The organism is Streptosporangium lutulentum (genome assembly GCF_030811455.1).
In the GTDB taxonomy this organism is placed as follows: Bacteria; Actinomycetota; Actinomycetes; order Streptosporangiales; family Streptosporangiaceae; genus Streptosporangium; species Streptosporangium lutulentum.
The window spans coordinates 6,829,863-6,845,075 of the sequence record NZ_JAUSQU010000001.1; the positions used below are offsets into that span (position 1 = coordinate 6,829,863).

Sequence of the window (15,213 nt, forward strand, 5' to 3'; positions counted from 1 at the left end):
CAAGGCGGCGGCGCGGCGCGCCGCCGCACGGCCCTCCACCCGCCCGCCGTCCGGGCATGCGGCGTGGGCGCCGGTCCCGAACGGCGGCGGAAATCGGGCCGCCCGCCGCACCGCCCGCGCGCCGCACCCAACCAACCCGCCGCACCGGGGCCACACCACCGCGGCCCGCAAGGAGACTCGGGCCATTGACCTAACAGCCGCATGACCCCGGCACCTCCGGATCGGAACAGGCCCTTCCATTCTTGTGGATATGCACAAGCTATCCCGCGAGTAACGCCTTACCCTACGATCACCCGTTATGGTCGTCTACTGGGACTGTCAATGGCCAGGTGCGTGTCGCCGCTGGTGGCCAAGAAAAAGTCCCCAGCTCTTCGTAGTTGACTACTTCATGGTGGGTCGTCCTGGGCCTCGGATGCGGGCCTGTCGCATGCGGAAGGACTCGCCCTCGGTGACCACGACGATGCTGTGGTGTAGGAGCCGATCCAGCAGGCTGACCGCGGTGGTGTGCTCGGGCAGGAAACGCCCCCACTGATCGAAAGGCCAGTGCGAGCCGATCCCGAGCGCGCGGCGCTCATAGGCGGCGGCGACGAACCGAAACAGTAACTGGGTGCCGGTATCGTCCAGCGGAGCGAATCCCACCTCGTCGATGACGACCAGATCGGCGCGCAGTAGATTCTCGATCACGCGGCCGACGGAGTTGTCGGCCAGACCCCGATAGAGCGTCTCGACCAGCTCGGCGGCGGTGAAATAACGGACCTTGTAACCGGCCTGGATAGCGGCGACGCCGAACGCGATGAGGCTGTGGGACTTGCCGGTGCCGGCCGGCCCGACCGCGCAGTAGTTCTCCGCCGCTCGAACCCACTCCAGCGAGGCCAGGTAGTCGAACGTTGCCCGGGGGATCGAGGAGGCGGCGACGTCGAACTCCTCGATCGTCTTGATGACCGGGAACGCGGCGGCCTTCATCCTCATTCGGGCGTTGGAGGCATCCCGAGCAGCCAGCTCGGCATCGATGAGCGTGCGCAGGAACTCCTCGGGGTTCCACCGTTGCGTGCGGGCAGTGAGGAGCAGCTCCGGTGCCAGAGCCCGGATCGTTGACAGCTTCAGACGGCGCAGCCCGCCATCGAGGTCGGCGGCCAGTGGCGGAAGAGCGGGCGCGGTCATGACACCTGCCCGATCTGGTTGAGCTTGTCGAGGGTATAGGCCGACAGCGGCCGGGTCGGCACCTGCGGCAGCTCCAAAACGAGGGCCTCTCCGGCCGGGCAGGGCTGCGCGGTTCCGGCTCCAGCGGCCAAGATCGAGCGCACGTCCTCGGCCCGCCAGCGGCGAAAAGCGACTGCGCGCTCCAGCGCCGACAGCAGGGCCGCTTCGCCGTGCGCGGCACGCAGTGCGGCCAGCTCCTCCAAGTCAGCGGCCAGGCGGGTGTTGCCGGAGGCGGCCGAGGCTGCCAAGAACGCCTCCGCGACCGGGCCGAGTCCCAGGAAGGTCTTCTCCGCCTCGGTCCTGGGCCGGGCGGGGCGGCGTGGTGCGGGCCGGGGACCGCCGTAGTGTGCGTCGGTGACCGCTGCCTCGCCGGGAGCGACCGGGACGTGCTCGGCGACGATCTCACCGGTGGCCAGGTCCGAGACCAGCAGCCGCCCGTCGGCCTCCACGACGGCGACGGCGGCGCCGATCAGCCGGGTCGGCACCGAGTAGCGGGCCGAGCCGAAGCGCACGCATGAGAGTTTGTCGACCTTGCGGGTGGCCGGCGCCTTGCCGATCGCGGGCCGCAGCGACGGCAGCGCGCTCAGCAACTCGCGCTCAGCGGCCAGTCGCTCGACCGGGATCGCGCAGATCTCCGAGTGCGGCACCGCGTTGACCTCGGCGCACCACTGCCGCGCCGCGACGTTGGCCGCCGTCAGATCATCGAACGGGGCGTGCGGTGCAATCAGGTCACGCTTGGCATAGCCGACCAGGTTCTCCACGATCCCCTTCGATTCGGGATCAGCGGCCTCGCACCAGTCCGGCCGAAAGGCGTAGTGCGTCGCCAAGCGGACGTAATCGGCGGTCGGGATGACCTTGTTGGCGACCACGCCGCCCTTCAGGCAGCCCATCCGATCGGCCAGCACCGCTTTGGGCACCCCGCCGAGTTCTTCGAAGCATTCAGCCAGCATGGCCAGGGTGGTGGCGGCCCGCTGGTTGTCGGCGAAGCGCACGAACCGGATCCTGGACCAGGCCAGCACCGCGCAGAACACGTGCAACCCACCGCCGGCGTCCCCCCAGTCGATGACCAGCATCTCGCCCGGCGTCCAGATCGCCGGACGCCGCCCGCGATGGTGATCGCGCCGCCAGGTCTTCTTCGCTGATGCGACCAGACGCCGCAGGTTACGCGCCGATCCGGTATACCCGGCGGCCTGGGCCAGCGGCAGCAGCCGCTTGGCCGAGATCTTCCCCGCGGTGGCCTGCACCTTGCCGGCTACCAGTTCGGTGACCGCGTCGAAGTTGTGTTCACGGCGTTTGCGGCAGGTCGGCTTGTTGCCGGTCAGGGAGCGCTCGATGATGCGTCTGACGGTCTTGTGCGTGGTGCCGCATATCTGCGCGGCCCCGCGATAGGTGCCTACCTCGCGGTAGGCGGCGATGATGTCCATGACTTCCCCCGAAGATTTCATGGCCGAACAGACCCCCTGAGCGGTGATCTCGTGACTGGCTGACACCGTCACGATCACCGCTCAGGGCACACACCTCCCGACGACACGCGAACGAGAAGCGGGGACCTAAATCGGCCATCAGTGGTGACCTCGAACTGGCCACCTGTGGGGACTTTTACATGGCCACGGACAGGGACATAGAGAAACTGTTTTCATACATCTGGCTACTGTTCGCACTTGCGATACCTCTACTGCTCACGCTTCGGCATCGTTCACGTACAGGGTCATGGCCCACCGCCCTGAGAACCGCTAGCACAACATTCCTGATCATCGGGTCTTGGACTCTGCTGCGTGCTGGCTGGGCCCTCCTGGAACATGGCGCCGCTGGCGCCCAGTTTGCTGATGCAGGGAGCAAGGTTGGAGGAGGACTGGTGATCACAGCGGCCATCTTCACTCTTATTGATTACCTCCGAAGAGAGCAGCCTCCGGCGGGGGCACTCCGACTCCGGGATGATCGCCAGGAGCAAGAGCTAGGTCTGTAGGTGGCTGCGAGCCGGCTCTTCCCGTCGCCGCCGTCCCAGGGCAAGCCGAGCAGACCGGAACCAGGGCGCCAAGGTCGTTCGTCCGGTGGGGCGCTCCACCTTGGCGCCCTGGCCCCGGCCCGCTCCCCAGAGGGTGGGACGACGGCGACGGGAAGATCCAGCGGGCGAGGTGTGTGCGTCCGCACGGGGTTCTCAGGCCGTGCCCGCTGCGTGCCCGTCAGGAGGGTGAGCAAGGGGGAATCACGGGGACTCACGGGTACTCGGCCCTCTCCCCCGCAGGTCAGCACTTCGCCAGCTCAGGGGCCAAGTGCGTTAGAGACTTCCCAAGCTGACAGCGCGGGTTCGATTCCCGTCACCCGCTCCACACAGAGCTACCGTATGACTCCGTACGCTAGCCGCCATGGACCCTGAATCTGTGGACTGGGCTGCGATTCCTGGCCCCGAGTGGTACCAGTCTTGCAACGTGGTGGACGTCTTTAAGATCTTGATGCGGACCACACAAGCTGACGGGGATCAGGGAGGTGGTGTTCGCTCAACCCTGGGAAATGATCACTCTGGGACGCTCTACCCGGCCGCTGTTGCCGGCACGGACGTATTGCTGCACATCATCGCCACGTGTCCTGGCCCACCGAGAAACGTTGCTTTATGCATCCTATTGGATTGGTGGGGATGCTTCCAACCCGAACCAGGCTTCGAGTCGTACATAGATCAGGACGGGCAACAAGTTGAGGTTGTTCCCACCATCATCCAGCGGGTCGAGCGAGCAGCCGGCACCCTATGTGCGATCGAGGAGCAGGACACGAACGCGCGGGGTCTGGTTCGCCGACTGCTCCGGAACATGGGCCAAGGGTGGACGATCGAGGAGTAGAAGACCGCGGACAGCTCACAGCAAGCCCAACCCATGGGCGGTACCCGGGCCATTAGCGGGCCATTAGCCAGGGTGACGAGGGGTCAACCACGGTCACTCACGACCGGCCCGGCACCCAGGCCAGCCGCCCTACGAGGCGTGATCGATGTACTTCCCAAGCTGACAGCGCGGGTTCGATTCCCGTCACCCGCTCCAAACGAAAAGGCCCAGGTCACGGATAACTTCCGAACCCGGGCCTTATTCTTTTCGGGGCTCACTTCGATCTTCCGTGCCCGTTACGTGCCCGATCCCTCTTGATCTTGGGCCTTTCTCAGCGCTTCGTCGGCCAGTCTGCCCATGCCATCGGCGATCATCTGGTCCCGCCCGTTCTCGGTGTGCAGATAGATCAGCGCGGCCCGCGTGGTCAAGACGGCGGCGCGGCGTGCCGCCGCACCCCGGCCCTCCGCCCGCCCGCCGTCCGGGCGTGCGGCCTAATGAGAGCTACCGGGTCAGCTTCGAGTTTCGGGCAGACTCGGTAACGGTAGCCGTCGGCAGGTGAGCACTCGTGCGGCCGGAACCCTTTCGGGGAGTTCTACCCCCAGATCGTGCCCCTGTCGGTGGTCGGGAGAGTTGATCGCTGATGGGATGTCGTGCCAGGCAGTCGGCCTTGAGCACTAGATCATTAGGTTGCTGATAGTTCTCCCGCGAGCTGCTGAACGAGGGTGCCGTCAATGGCTGGGAGGAACTGAGGTGCTGTTCGTTGGGGATGACTGGGCCGAGGAACACCATGACGTCGAGCTGCAAGATGAGACGGGACGACGGCTGGGCAAGGCGCGGATGGAGGAGGGCGTTGCCGGGATCGCGAAACTGCATGAGCTGATCGGCCGGCATGTGACCGAGGACGCCGCAGCCGATCAGGTGGTGATCGGCATTGAGACCGATCGGGGTCCGTGGGTGCAGGCGTTGATTGCGGCGGGCTACCAGGTGTATGCGGTGAATCCGTTGTCGGTGGCACGTTACCGCGAGCGGCACAGCGTGTCGGGGGCCAAGAGCGATGCCGCGGACGCGCGCACCCTGGCCGACATGGTGCGAACCGATCGGCATCAGCATCGGGTGATTGCCGGTGATACTCCTCAGGGTGAGGCGATCAAGGTAGTGGCCCGGGCGCATAAGACGCTGGTCTGGGAGCGCACCCGTCACGTGCAGCGGCTACGCCATGCGTTGCGCGAGTACTTCCCCCGCGGCTCTGGCCGCCCACCGACCGCCGGCCCCGCCGCACTCAACCAACCCGCCGTACCCGGGCCGCACCGCCACCCAAGGCAGATTACGTCCGCTCACCACCACGGCGAACCTCAACCATGCAGACCCCAGCGGTCCAGGCCCGTATAGACGAACGCGGTCCGGCACACAGGAGCAGACAGACACTCCGCCTCTCCTCTGTAGACCGCCACAAGCGAATCCGGTCCCCTCCACCAGGTATCCGCCAGCCCGGCCACCTCTTGCACAGGCTCATGACCTTCGAGCCGGATCGCTTCGACCTCATCTGCCACAACCTTCACGACCTTCTTGGCGTACATGGCCGCGTGATAGGCCAGGGCCACCGATTCCACCCAGCCCTCGACCGTCGCGTGCAGTGGCACCCAACGATCACCATGAACACCGAACTCACCACCAGGACCGATCATGAAGGAATAGGGAACCGCCGTCCGCTGCATACCGGCCTCGAACCACCAACCTTCAGCCGGTGAACCTTCCGGTGTATCCGGACACAGGATCCTGGGGCCACCGTCGTAATGCGGAGCCGGAGGAAGCACAACCCCACCCCAGCGAGCCGAATACTCCGCGACCCGATCGACCTCACGTGCCGGAATACCCAACGCAAGCCAACCGTCCCGGTATTGATCAATCTTTAAAGAGTCCACCCGCAGGCCATGAACCTGGACAAAGCTGCGTGCCCTACGAGTGAGCCCTTGAGGAACATCGGCGAGGTAGAGATCCATTCGGCGACGTTACAACGCCTCCGGCGGGGGCGCTCCGACTCCGGGATGACCGCTGAGGGCACGCCCATTACTGCCGGCCTGTCGGTGGCTGGGGTAGGGGACCTGATCATCCCGTCTGCCATCAACCCGGGACAAGCCGAGCAGACCCCAAGTCAGGGCGCCAGGTCGTTCGTCCAGTGGGGCGCTCCACCTGGCGCCCTGGCTCGTGGCCCGCTTCCCCTTCGGGCGGGTCGACGACAGACGGGATGATCAGCCGGGCGAAGCTTGCGCGGGCGCGCGGGACAATGAACCCGTGCAACGATTCGACGCCGCAGGAGCTGACCTCGTCCCTGGTCAGCGCGTCCGAGTTCATGTGACTCATCAGCACCCCTGGGGCGTCAGCGTGACGATCATCGGACATGAGGACATCGGAGCATCGATCGACGGCGCAGCGATCGACAGTCCTTCTGGCAAAAGCCGCGCTGGGTTAGAGGAGTATCCCGCGGTCGGGTCGGAGATTGACGCCGTGGTGCAGCAGATCCGCCGCTGGCATCCACCGGCATGGGTGCGATTGACCATCCGCGCCCGGGACCTGGACAGCTTTCAATGGCCGTGCGACTTCTGCGACAAACCCACAATCTTGAGCCCGGGAGGCGATGGTGTGGTCATGGACGTCAGGAGCGCCGAAGGCCCCGGTAGCCATGCCATCGTTGCCCACCGAGAGTGTCTGAGAGACCGTCTGAATGAGCGCAGCTACGAACGCGCTCGCGTCGACTCGGTCGGCCGAAGCTGAGTGAAGATGGCAGACGGAGACGGCTCGGCCGAGGCTGGCGACGTACGCAACCAGTGGATAGCCGCCTATCAGCTCAACCAACTCCATGCTCAACTCCCCGAGCAAGGTGAGGGCCGACGGGTGTTCGCCCGCATGGTCTTCTTCGCACTGGACGGCGCGGAGAAGGCCGGCTACCCCAAGCGGAATGCAGACGCCGTGCGGTTCAACCTCCGCGGCTTGCTGATCGAAGAGCTACCGCCGGACGGAGATCCCCTATGGGATCCCGATGCGCTGGGCGCGGACGTGCTGGCCGCATTGCCGCTGTCCCTACAGCGAGCCCAAGCATGGAGCACAGATTGGACCACCCGACCCCGAATCGAGATCCTGGCTCTGCGCACCTGCAAGAACCTGCTCGGATCGATGAGGACGATCGCCGACCGTGTGACCGCTGAACCACTGAGAACACAGGTTGATCAATGGTTGGAACTCTGGCCGCGTCTACCCTGATCGTCGTGCCATTAGCGTACCATTAACCCCGGTAACGAGGGGTCAACCACGGCCACTCACGACCGGCCCGAAGCCCAGGTCAGCCGCCCAACAAGGCATGATCCATACGATTCCCAAGCTGACAGCGCGGGTTCGATTCCCATCACCCGCTCCAATCTTTAAGGCCCAGGTCACGGATGGTTTCCGGACCCGGGCCTTGATTGCTTCCAGGGCGTTCTCGATCTTCCGTGCAATTAACGTGCAATTAGGGCCTGTGTGATGTTGTGATCAATCTTCGGGTTCCGCTCCCGTCCCGGGGCGGGATCCGGTAGAACACTGGGCGTGACGCGTAGGCAACTCACCGACGAGCAGTGGAAATTCATCAAGCACTATCTGCCGATCGGCCGCTTCGGCCCATACCCCGAGAGGCTGCGCGACCAGTTCGAAGGGGTGATCTGGCGGTTCCGGTCCGGTGCCCAGTGGCGGGAGATGCCTCCCGAATTCGGTCCCTGGCCGACTGTCTACGGCCGCTTCCGAATCTGGCGAGACGCCGACGTCTTCACCGCCCTGCTGGAAGGCCTGATCGCCGAGGCCGCCCGCCAGGAAGAGACGGACTTGTCCCTGGTCAGCGTGGACTCCACGATAGCCCGCGCCCACCACGACGCCGCCGGGATGCACATCGACAAGGAGGTCCTGGACGCCCTGGAGGAAGCCGCGCGAGAGCAAGAGCAGGCCCGGGAAAAGGGGGCGGACAGGAGGAGGGAAACGACCCCGAGCGGGAAGAGCGACGACGCATTCGGCGCCGGCGCAAACTTCGGTTGAAAGCTGCCCTGCTCGGACGATCGAGGGGCGGACAGACCAGCAAGGTCCACCTCGCCGCTGACCGGAAGTGTCGCCCGCTGTCGATCGTCTTGACCGCGGGACAGGCCGCCGACAGCCCGCAGTTCATTGCCGTGCTCAAGAAGGTGCGGGTCCGCCTGCCCGTCGGTCGTCCCCGTACCCGGCCCGATGCGGTCGCCGGCGATAAGGCCTACTCCTCTCGCGCCAATCGCGCCTACCTGCGCAGACGCGGCATCAAGGCGGTCATCCCGGAGAAGAAGGACCAGGCCGCCAACCGAAAGAAGAAGGGCGGCAGGGGCGGGCGGCCCGTCAGCCACGACGCTGATCTTTATAAGGAGCGGAACACTGTCGAGCGCCTGATCAACAAGCTGAAGGCCTGGCGGGGTATTGCCACCCGTTATGACAAGACGCCCGGGAGTTATCTCGCCGGCCTTCACCTCCGCGCTGCGATGATCTGGATCGACGACCTCCTGCCGACGACCGATTGATCACAACATCACACAGGCCCTAGCCCACGGAGGCGAGCACCCCGGCTGAGCCGTTCTCATCGTCGTCCCGCTTCTCAAGCGGCGGCGCACTGCGCCGCCGTACTTACCAGTCCTGTCAATCCCCTCAAAGCGTGGAGACGGTCCTATGCCACAGCAGCCCTCACCAGGGCCAATGACGCTTGCCTTTTCTCCATCATCTGACGCTCGAAGGTGATGGGCGGCAGCCCATCGTTGGCGCTGTGCCGCCTGCGCGTGTTATAGAAATCCGCGATCCAGGTCGCGACCCTCAACCGGGCCTCGGCCCTGGTCCGGAACCGGTGCCGGTACACGAACTCGACCTTCACCGTGCTGTTGAACGCCTCAGCGGCGGCGTTATCCAGTGCGCAGCCGACCCGGCCCATCGACTGCACCACCCCGCTGCGGTGGCAGGCCGCCTGGTAGGCCGCCGCGGTGTATTCCGACCCGCGATCCGAATGGAAGATCACTCCGTCCACTCCGCCGCCCCGTGTCGCGACCGCCATCTGTAAGGACGCGACCGTCAGTGCGGCATCATGGTGCTCGCTCATCGCATAGCCCAGCAGCCGCCGGGAGAACAGGTCTTCGACCGTGGCGAGATACAGCTTGCCCTCATCGGTGATGATCTCGGTGACGTCGCCGCACCACAGGACATCGGGTGCGACCGAGGTGAATTGGCGGTGCATCAGGTCCGGCGCGGCCGGCCGCCGGCCCTGACGGGTCGGCGAACGTGGCCTGCGGCGCACCCGGGCGACCAGGCCGAGCTCGGCCATCCGCGCCGCGACCGTGTTGACCGAGATCCTCCACCCCTCCTCGCGCAGGTCACGAGCGATGCGCGGCGAGCCGTAGGTGCCACCGGAGGCGGTGAAATGCTCTGCGATCGCTTCGTCCAGATCGGCGCGCCGTTGCTGTCGCGGCGTCGGGGCGCGGTCCTTCCACTTGTAGAACCAGGACGGCGAGACCCCCAGCGCCCGGCAGGAGGTGACGTGGCTGATGCCGTGCTCGGTCTTCTGGGAGCGGATGAAGGCCGCCACGCTCACCGGCCCATCGCCTCTTTGACCCACAAGACCACCGAGCGCTTGAGGACATCACGCTCGTCTTCCAGTTCGGCGCGTTCCTTCTCCCAGGCCGCCTTCTCCTGAGCGAGTTCACGCGTCAGCTCGGTCTTTTCTCGCCGTAGCCGGGCCAGTTCTTCCTGCTCGGACTCCGCCGGCGCCGTGGTCTGGTCGCCGCTGCCGTGCTGGGCGGCGAGCCGGTCCATGTGCATCCAGTTGTTCAGCGTGTAGGGGTTGATTCCCAGGTCCCGCGCGACCTGCGCGACGGGCTTGCCGGTCTCCTTGACGATGCGCACCGCGCCCGCCCGAAACTCCGGATCAAATCGGCGCCTTTTGCTTGCCACGACCCAACCTTCTCTCAGGTTCGGGTCTCCACGCTATGAGGGGAAGCCCAGTCCCGATGGGAACGCTCACGTGGTGGTCGGCGGCTTGGAGATGACTCCGGATAGGTAAGCGGACCCCTCCAGGATCTGGGGGGTGAGCTTGATCCCGGTGAGGCTCTCGATCAGGATGAGCCCTGGCCCCCGGTAGAGCTCCCACTTGTGCTCCCCGTAGTCGCGATCGAGCTGCTCCATGGTCTCCACGAGTTCGTCGGGAACCTCGGAGAAGCCGTCCTGGGCCCAGAAAGCGAACCGGGTCTCCCCGTCCTCCACCCAGCGGAACTCCTCCAGGCCCTTAATGTCGAGGTGGTAGAGGGAGACCAGGCGGGTGCCCGCCGACAGCGGCACGATGAATTCGTCGTTGGCGCCGAGCCAACTGTTGTACTGCGCGACGAACGCCCAGTCACCGACGGTCGTCACCGCGACGAACTCGGTCTTGTAGTCGTAGCGGGCGCCGGCGTCGCCCGACTCATAGAGCGTCATCCAGGAGAAGTCTTCTGCTCGACCACCCATCCGGGCTATGAGCTGCTCGGGTGTGAGCCCCCGGACGAAGATGAAGCTGTAAGCCTCCGCGAGATCGGAGTCGGCGAACCAGGCATAGTCACCAGGGGGCGTGATCATGCAGCGATCATGGCAGAGCCCACCGACACAACCTGCTGAGGAATCGGTCTCTCTTGACCGATCGTCGATCGGTCACAGGTGCCGATAAGGAAAAGGTCACGTCCATGATCGCGTTCCAGATCCGTGCCAGAACAGGCGGGGAACCACGGTCACTCACGGGGACTCGACCCGCCCCGGCAGTCGTCATCCCCGTTGTAATGGCTATCGCGCTTATCCGCCTCTTCCGAAGCTGACGCCTCCGGCGGGGACTCCGCTCCGGGATGATCGCGACTGCCGACCGCAGAGCCGTGGTGGGCTGGGGTGGGGCCGGACCTTCCCGTCTGCCATGTCCCAGGCGAGCCCAACATCTCGACTCCTCCGGATCAAGGTCGTCTGTGACCGTTGGCATCCGATGGTCGAGGAACGTCTACCGGTTGAGGTACACGCGAAGACGGCCTTGATCCTCCGTCTTCGGGCTGTTGCCCCTCCGGGGTGGGACGAGGCAGACGGGCGAAGCATGCGCTTGAGCGCATCCCTGATCGGACGTAGCCACCCAGAAAGACGCCCAATAAGCTCCTGTTCTCGTTCGCCCGATGGAAAAGGCACGGTGAGTATGTCATCCGACCTCACACACGAACTCTGCATCGAGATCGGGTGGGCCGTGAAGGCCGGCGCCCCAGACGGCTGGCAATGGGTCGATGTCCATCGCTGCCAGCTCGGCACCTTCAGCACAACCGTGATCACTTATCAGATGGCGGACGGTTCCCAGCAGATTCGACATGTCGAGGACCTCGACGACCTTTTCCACCGGTTGAAGGTGGCCCAGTACAAGCCGAGCGAGGGGACGTGGTTCGTCTGCCGACTCGATTACAGCCCGCGCGGGAAGTCCTACAACTCCATGCTGCACACCTTCGTCGCTGAGTCGCCCTTCGCCCCGGACATCGAGGTGCCCGCTTCGGCCTACGTGGAGGAACTGACCATGTTTCCGCGCAAGCCGGCTCTCATACCGCAATGGATGACCGCGGCTTGGCCCGAAGGTGTGCCCCTGTCAGAAGGCGGCTCCGCCCCCACCTCGCTGGCAGACGAGGTACCCGGCTCTGCCTGGCCTCCTCTGGGAACCATGGTCGTGCGAACTGTCGGTCGAGACGATGACTCGGAGACGACCGTTTTCGGAATGGCCGAGCATGAGGACGGCACCGGGAATGCCTTGATCTTCATGATGTCCGCTGAGGAACCGGACGAGCAGGAGATCGGGCTGGGCATGGACACCTACTGCGTCGTCCGAGAGGACCAGGCGGGCACCACCTATGGCGGCGTGACTCACTGCGAGATCGCCTCCGGCCGGCTGACACTCCACTTCACCGAGGACGCCGCGAAGGAACTGAACGTGGAGCCGGTCGTCCGGATCGATCTCCAGATCGATGACAACGGCGTCGAGCTCCTCCGAAACGGCTTACGAGAGATCTTGCTGTCTGGCCGTCACGACCAGCACCCCCACGGCATGCACCTCTGATCGCCGGGCCATTAGCGGGCCATTGACCAGGGTGACGAGGAGTCAACCACGGGCACTCACGGCTGGCCCGAGGTTGTCGTTGGCCAGGGGCCCAAAGTCCGTGATCATTGCGATTTCCAAGCTTTGGGGTTCAGCAAGTACTGGAGGAATTGACTCGTAGTTTTCAGCACGGCGGGATCATGCTGCGGCGCGGGCCATATCTGAAGGTAGTAGCCATCTATGGGCCAGCTCTCCATATCCCCTTGGGTGTGATACCGCAAGCGGTATGTTCCGGGACCAGCAGGCAACGGAGGAAGGCTGTGCGCCTTTTCATCGTCCCAATCCATTTGCCATCCATCCAGGAGGAGCTCGCCCGACGAGGACTCAAAACTGATCTCCACGATGTCTTCGTAGCCGTCAAAGTGGGCGCCCGGGTCCTGATCGGCGACAGCCACCGTGAAGTCCACCACCCCACACTGAGCGGCGATATGCAGGCAGGCGATGCCTCTCCCCTCCACTTCGATGAGCCCGATGGAGTGAGTCGGGGAGTCATCTAACCCAACGCCGGCCCCATAGTCCTCCCGGTCCAGGAGATAGACCGAACCGCAGTCCTCCACCTTCACCTCCATCCGCTTGATGTGCACGACAGGGGTCTCATCTCTGCTCATGGGCGGGAAGCATGGAGTCCGTCAGCGACAATTTCGGCTGTCGGGGCAGCGCAAGCGGGCTGCCCGCGAGCGATGGATATCGAGCGGCTTCCGTGCCAGATCCGTGCCAGGACAGGCGGGGAACCACGGCCAACCAGGGGAACTCACGGGGACTCGACCTGCCCTGACCTACACCTCTGTTTTCCCAGCTCAGGGCAGCAAGGTCAGTAGATGATCCCCAAGCTGACAGCGCGGGTTCGATTCCAGTCACCCGCTCCAAGCTTTAAATCCACTCAGACGAGCACTTCGGGTAGCAATGTGAACGCCGACACATGCCGAGGCCGAATCAGGGTGAAGTCACGGCGATCGATCGTGGCGATCTGGGTAACACCGAGACGTTCCGCGATGGCGACCACGGACATGTCAGCGGGGTCGAGTCGAGCATCCTTGTAGAGCCGGACGAGTTCGGCCATGCGCCGCACATCGGCAGGAAGCAGATCGACCAACTCGAACTCTTCAATCACTTGATCAAGGAACCGCGCGTGCACTGAGGAGCCCATATGCCTGTTGATGATCCAACCAGCTTCGATAAGGACCGTCGAAGGCAGCAGCAGCGGCCCCTCCAACTCCTCCAGAAGGCGCAGACATGAGGCGTGGTGCTTGTCATCTCGATCAACGACGGCGACCAAAGGCCCGGTGTCCAAGAGCGTGGCGTTCACACTGACTGATTGAACCGCTCCGCCAGCAGATCTTCGACCCGTTCCGACAGATCGCCCTCCCCAGATGCGCCGATCCCAGCAATCGACAACCGACGACGCCGAACGGGCTCATCCGGCTGCTCGTCCGTGGCCTCGGCCAGTTCCGGATCCGTCTTCACCAGGCTCAGCAGACGACGCGCCTGGTTCGGCGAAAGCCGGTCCACCAGGTGGTGAAGCTCCTCATGCGCATGTCCAGCGGTCATGGACACGAGTCTACGCAAGCGGTTCCGCTTGCGGCAGCAGCACGTGCACGCCAACGGCCACGAGCCGAACGGTTCACCGTCCTTTGAAGTGTCAGAAAATCTCTCGACATCGAGATTTCGTGCCAGATGCGTGCCAGAACAGGCAGGGAACCACGGTCACTCGACCCGCCCTGACCTGCACTCCCACTTTCCCAGCTCAGGACACCAAGACCAGGAGATGATTCCCAAGCTGACAGCGCGAGTTCGGTTCCCGTCACCCGATCCAATCTTCAAGGCCCAGGTCAGGATGCGAATCCGGACCAGAGCCTTCGTTGTTTTCGGAGCCGATTCTCACTCGCGTGCCAGATCAGTTGATCTTGACTTCGACAAGAGGCAGATCATCGCCGTCGCCTTCCTTGGACTTGAGCCCTTTCCTGATGATCTCCCCCAGTGCGTCAGTGATGGCCCGGTCCCGATCCTTGACGGTGTGCAGATAGATCATCGCGGCCTTGGTACTGGAGTGGCCCATCCGCGCCGTCAGTTCCTTGAGCTGCGAGGTGGGTCGGCCGGCCTAAAGGCTGGTCGGCGGGGCGACGACCAACTCGGTGTCCGGGTCGTGGTCGATCTGCGGAGGGCCGGCGACGGTCATGGTGGCTCGGGCCCATGGCTGTTCTCGCAAGATGAACGGCAGTTCCTCCAGCAGCCAGTTCGCCACGTGCTCCAACTGCTCGAGAGAGTCACCGTCGCGGACGACCAACAAGCGTTCTTGCTCATCGAGGTCACCCTGCATCCACACCGAGGCGTCCAACCACGGGGCAAGCTCCTCACGGATGATGCCGGTGCCCTCGACCCAGATGAAGTCGGCGCCGGCGGGGAGGGTGATCGATCCGGGCCGGTCGTGGGCGATCCAGGCATCAGGGCGGAAGTCCACCGCCGTACCCCGATGCAGGGGTTGCAGGATGTTCTCGATGAGCACGGCGCCCCAGTCGAAGTAGGCGTGGTTCCAGGCGATGTCGTCGGTGTGCACGATGGCGGAGTTGGGCACCACCTTGCGTAGCCGTTCGGCCAGGGTCGTCTTGCCGGCGCCGCCCCGGCCGTCGATCGCGATAATCCGCGGACGTCCGGTGACGTCGGGTGATGCATCGCGCAGTTGCCGGACGGCGTCGAGCACGGTCATCACCCGCCAGCCAGCGGCCTCGGTCTCGCCTGGATGTAGACGCATCGACACCCTGTCTCCAGTGGTGAGGCCACGGGTCCGGCCTGCCCGGATGGACCGCCGGTCACCTGACCATATCGACGTTATCGGCAAACCGTTAACGGCGTTCAGACGGCAGTCCACCCACCGGCGCGACGGTGTGCGTCCTATCCCCAGCACTGGCATTCGAGCGGAGTCGTATCGGACAGTTCCCCGCCAACAAAATCGCCTGAGAACCGGTCCAACAGGAACTCTGTCACCGTCATGCCGACCACCCGGTGGACATACCGGATTCCACTACTAGATTGTTC

The 15,213-nt window shown here is 64.6% G+C and carries 14 protein-coding genes and 2 pseudogenes; 5 read left to right on the forward strand and 11 right to left on the reverse strand.

The genetic code is table 11. The annotated features are described in order from the left end of the window. Nucleotides 1–381 precede the first annotated feature (381 nt). Together istB and istA are read right to left on the reverse strand one after the other, a co-directional pair. The gene (gene istB, locus J2853_RS30310) at nucleotides 382–1,161 is read right to left on the reverse strand and encodes an IS21-like element helper ATPase IstB (protein WP_307558420.1); all 780 of its coding nucleotides are present in this window, start codon (nucleotides 1,159–1,161) and stop codon (nucleotides 382–384) included. Continuing rightward, nucleotides 1,158–2,645, reverse strand: a complete 1,488-nt coding sequence (gene istA, locus J2853_RS30315; RefSeq protein ID WP_307558417.1) for an IS21 family transposase — start codon at nucleotides 2,643–2,645, stop codon at nucleotides 1,158–1,160. Before istA ends, istB begins: the two co-directional genes overlap by 4 nt. Nucleotides 2,646–4,763: 2,118 nt before the next feature. Between istA and J2853_RS30320 the strand changes: the two are divergent. Further along, a pseudogene (locus J2853_RS30320) lies at nucleotides 4,764–5,252 on the forward strand (IS110 family transposase); the annotation flags it as partial. Nucleotides 5,253–5,365: 113 nt separating this feature from the next. Here the strand turns inward: J2853_RS30320 and J2853_RS30325 are convergent. Further along, nucleotides 5,366–6,013 carry a hypothetical protein gene (locus J2853_RS30325; RefSeq protein ID WP_307563895.1) on the reverse strand — a complete coding sequence of 216 codons (648 nt, stop codon included), beginning with the start codon at nucleotides 6,011–6,013 and terminating at the stop codon, nucleotides 5,366–5,368. Between the two features lie 292 nt (nucleotides 6,014–6,305). On the opposite strand from J2853_RS30325, the gene J2853_RS30330 reads away from it, so the two are divergent. From J2853_RS30330 to J2853_RS30340, 3 genes and pseudogenes are all read left to right on the forward strand, one after another. Continuing rightward, nucleotides 6,306–6,785 carry a hypothetical protein gene (locus J2853_RS30330; protein WP_307563897.1) on the forward strand — a complete coding sequence of 160 codons (480 nt, stop codon included), beginning with the start codon at nucleotides 6,306–6,308 and terminating at the stop codon, nucleotides 6,783–6,785. 6 nt (nucleotides 6,786–6,791) lie between these two features. Continuing rightward, entirely contained in the window at nucleotides 6,792–7,271 is a 480-nt protein-coding gene (locus tag J2853_RS30335) for a hypothetical protein (protein WP_307563899.1), read from the forward strand. Nucleotides 7,272–7,592: 321 nt separating this feature from the next. Further along, nucleotides 7,593–8,578, forward strand: a pseudogene (locus J2853_RS30340) (IS5 family transposase). A gap of 143 nt (nucleotides 8,579–8,721) precedes the next feature. Here J2853_RS30340 and J2853_RS30345 read toward each other — a convergent pair. The 3 genes from J2853_RS30345 to J2853_RS30355 all read right to left on the reverse strand — a co-directional run bounded on the left by J2853_RS30345 (nucleotide 8,722) and on the right by J2853_RS30355 (nucleotide 10,649). Next, entirely contained in the window at nucleotides 8,722–9,633 is a 912-nt protein-coding gene (locus J2853_RS30345) for an IS3 family transposase (RefSeq protein ID WP_307563901.1), read from the reverse strand. Further along, nucleotides 9,630–9,992 (reverse strand): transposase, encoded by a 363-nt coding sequence (locus J2853_RS30350; protein WP_307563903.1) that lies wholly within the window; start codon nucleotides 9,990–9,992, stop codon nucleotides 9,630–9,632. The genes J2853_RS30345 and J2853_RS30350 overlap by 4 nt, the downstream gene beginning before the upstream one ends. A 66-nt stretch (nucleotides 9,993–10,058) precedes the next feature. After that, nucleotides 10,059–10,649, reverse strand: a complete 591-nt coding sequence (locus J2853_RS30355) for a DUF6461 domain-containing protein (RefSeq protein WP_307563905.1) — start codon at nucleotides 10,647–10,649, stop codon at nucleotides 10,059–10,061. A gap of 592 nt (nucleotides 10,650–11,241) precedes the next feature. On the opposite strand from J2853_RS30355, the gene J2853_RS30360 reads away from it, so the two are divergent. Further along, complete coding sequence (locus J2853_RS30360; RefSeq protein WP_307563906.1) at nucleotides 11,242–12,141, forward strand: Imm10 family immunity protein; 900 nt, start codon at nucleotides 11,242–11,244, stop codon at nucleotides 12,139–12,141. 104 nt (nucleotides 12,142–12,245) lie between these two features. Here the strand turns inward: J2853_RS30360 and J2853_RS30365 are convergent, their stop codons facing one another. The 5 genes from J2853_RS30365 to J2853_RS30385 all read right to left on the reverse strand — a co-directional run bounded on the left by J2853_RS30365 (nucleotide 12,246) and on the right by J2853_RS30385 (nucleotide 14,929). After that, the gene (locus J2853_RS30365; protein ID WP_307563908.1) at nucleotides 12,246–12,788 is read right to left on the reverse strand and encodes a hypothetical protein; all 543 of its coding nucleotides are present in this window, start codon (nucleotides 12,786–12,788) and stop codon (nucleotides 12,246–12,248) included. Between the two features lie 272 nt (nucleotides 12,789–13,060). Further along, on the reverse strand, nucleotides 13,061–13,486 hold the full coding sequence (locus J2853_RS30370; RefSeq protein WP_307563910.1) for a type II toxin-antitoxin system VapC family toxin: 426 nt from the start codon (nucleotides 13,484–13,486) through the stop codon (nucleotides 13,061–13,063). Then, nucleotides 13,483–13,728: a hypothetical protein gene (locus J2853_RS30375; protein ID WP_307563912.1), complete on the reverse strand. Its 246-nt coding sequence runs from the start codon at nucleotides 13,726–13,728 to the stop codon at nucleotides 13,483–13,485. The genes J2853_RS30370 and J2853_RS30375 overlap by 4 nt, the downstream gene beginning before the upstream one ends. Nucleotides 13,729–14,074: 346 nt before the next feature. After that, complete coding sequence (locus tag J2853_RS30380; RefSeq protein ID WP_307563914.1) at nucleotides 14,075–14,209, reverse strand: hypothetical protein; 135 nt, start codon at nucleotides 14,207–14,209, stop codon at nucleotides 14,075–14,077. Nucleotides 14,210–14,278: 69 nt separating this feature from the next. Beyond that, a complete protein-coding gene (locus J2853_RS30385; protein WP_307563916.1) occupies nucleotides 14,279–14,929 on the reverse strand; it encodes a uridine kinase family protein in 651 nt (216 codons plus the stop codon). Nucleotides 14,930–15,213 lie beyond the last annotated feature (284 nt).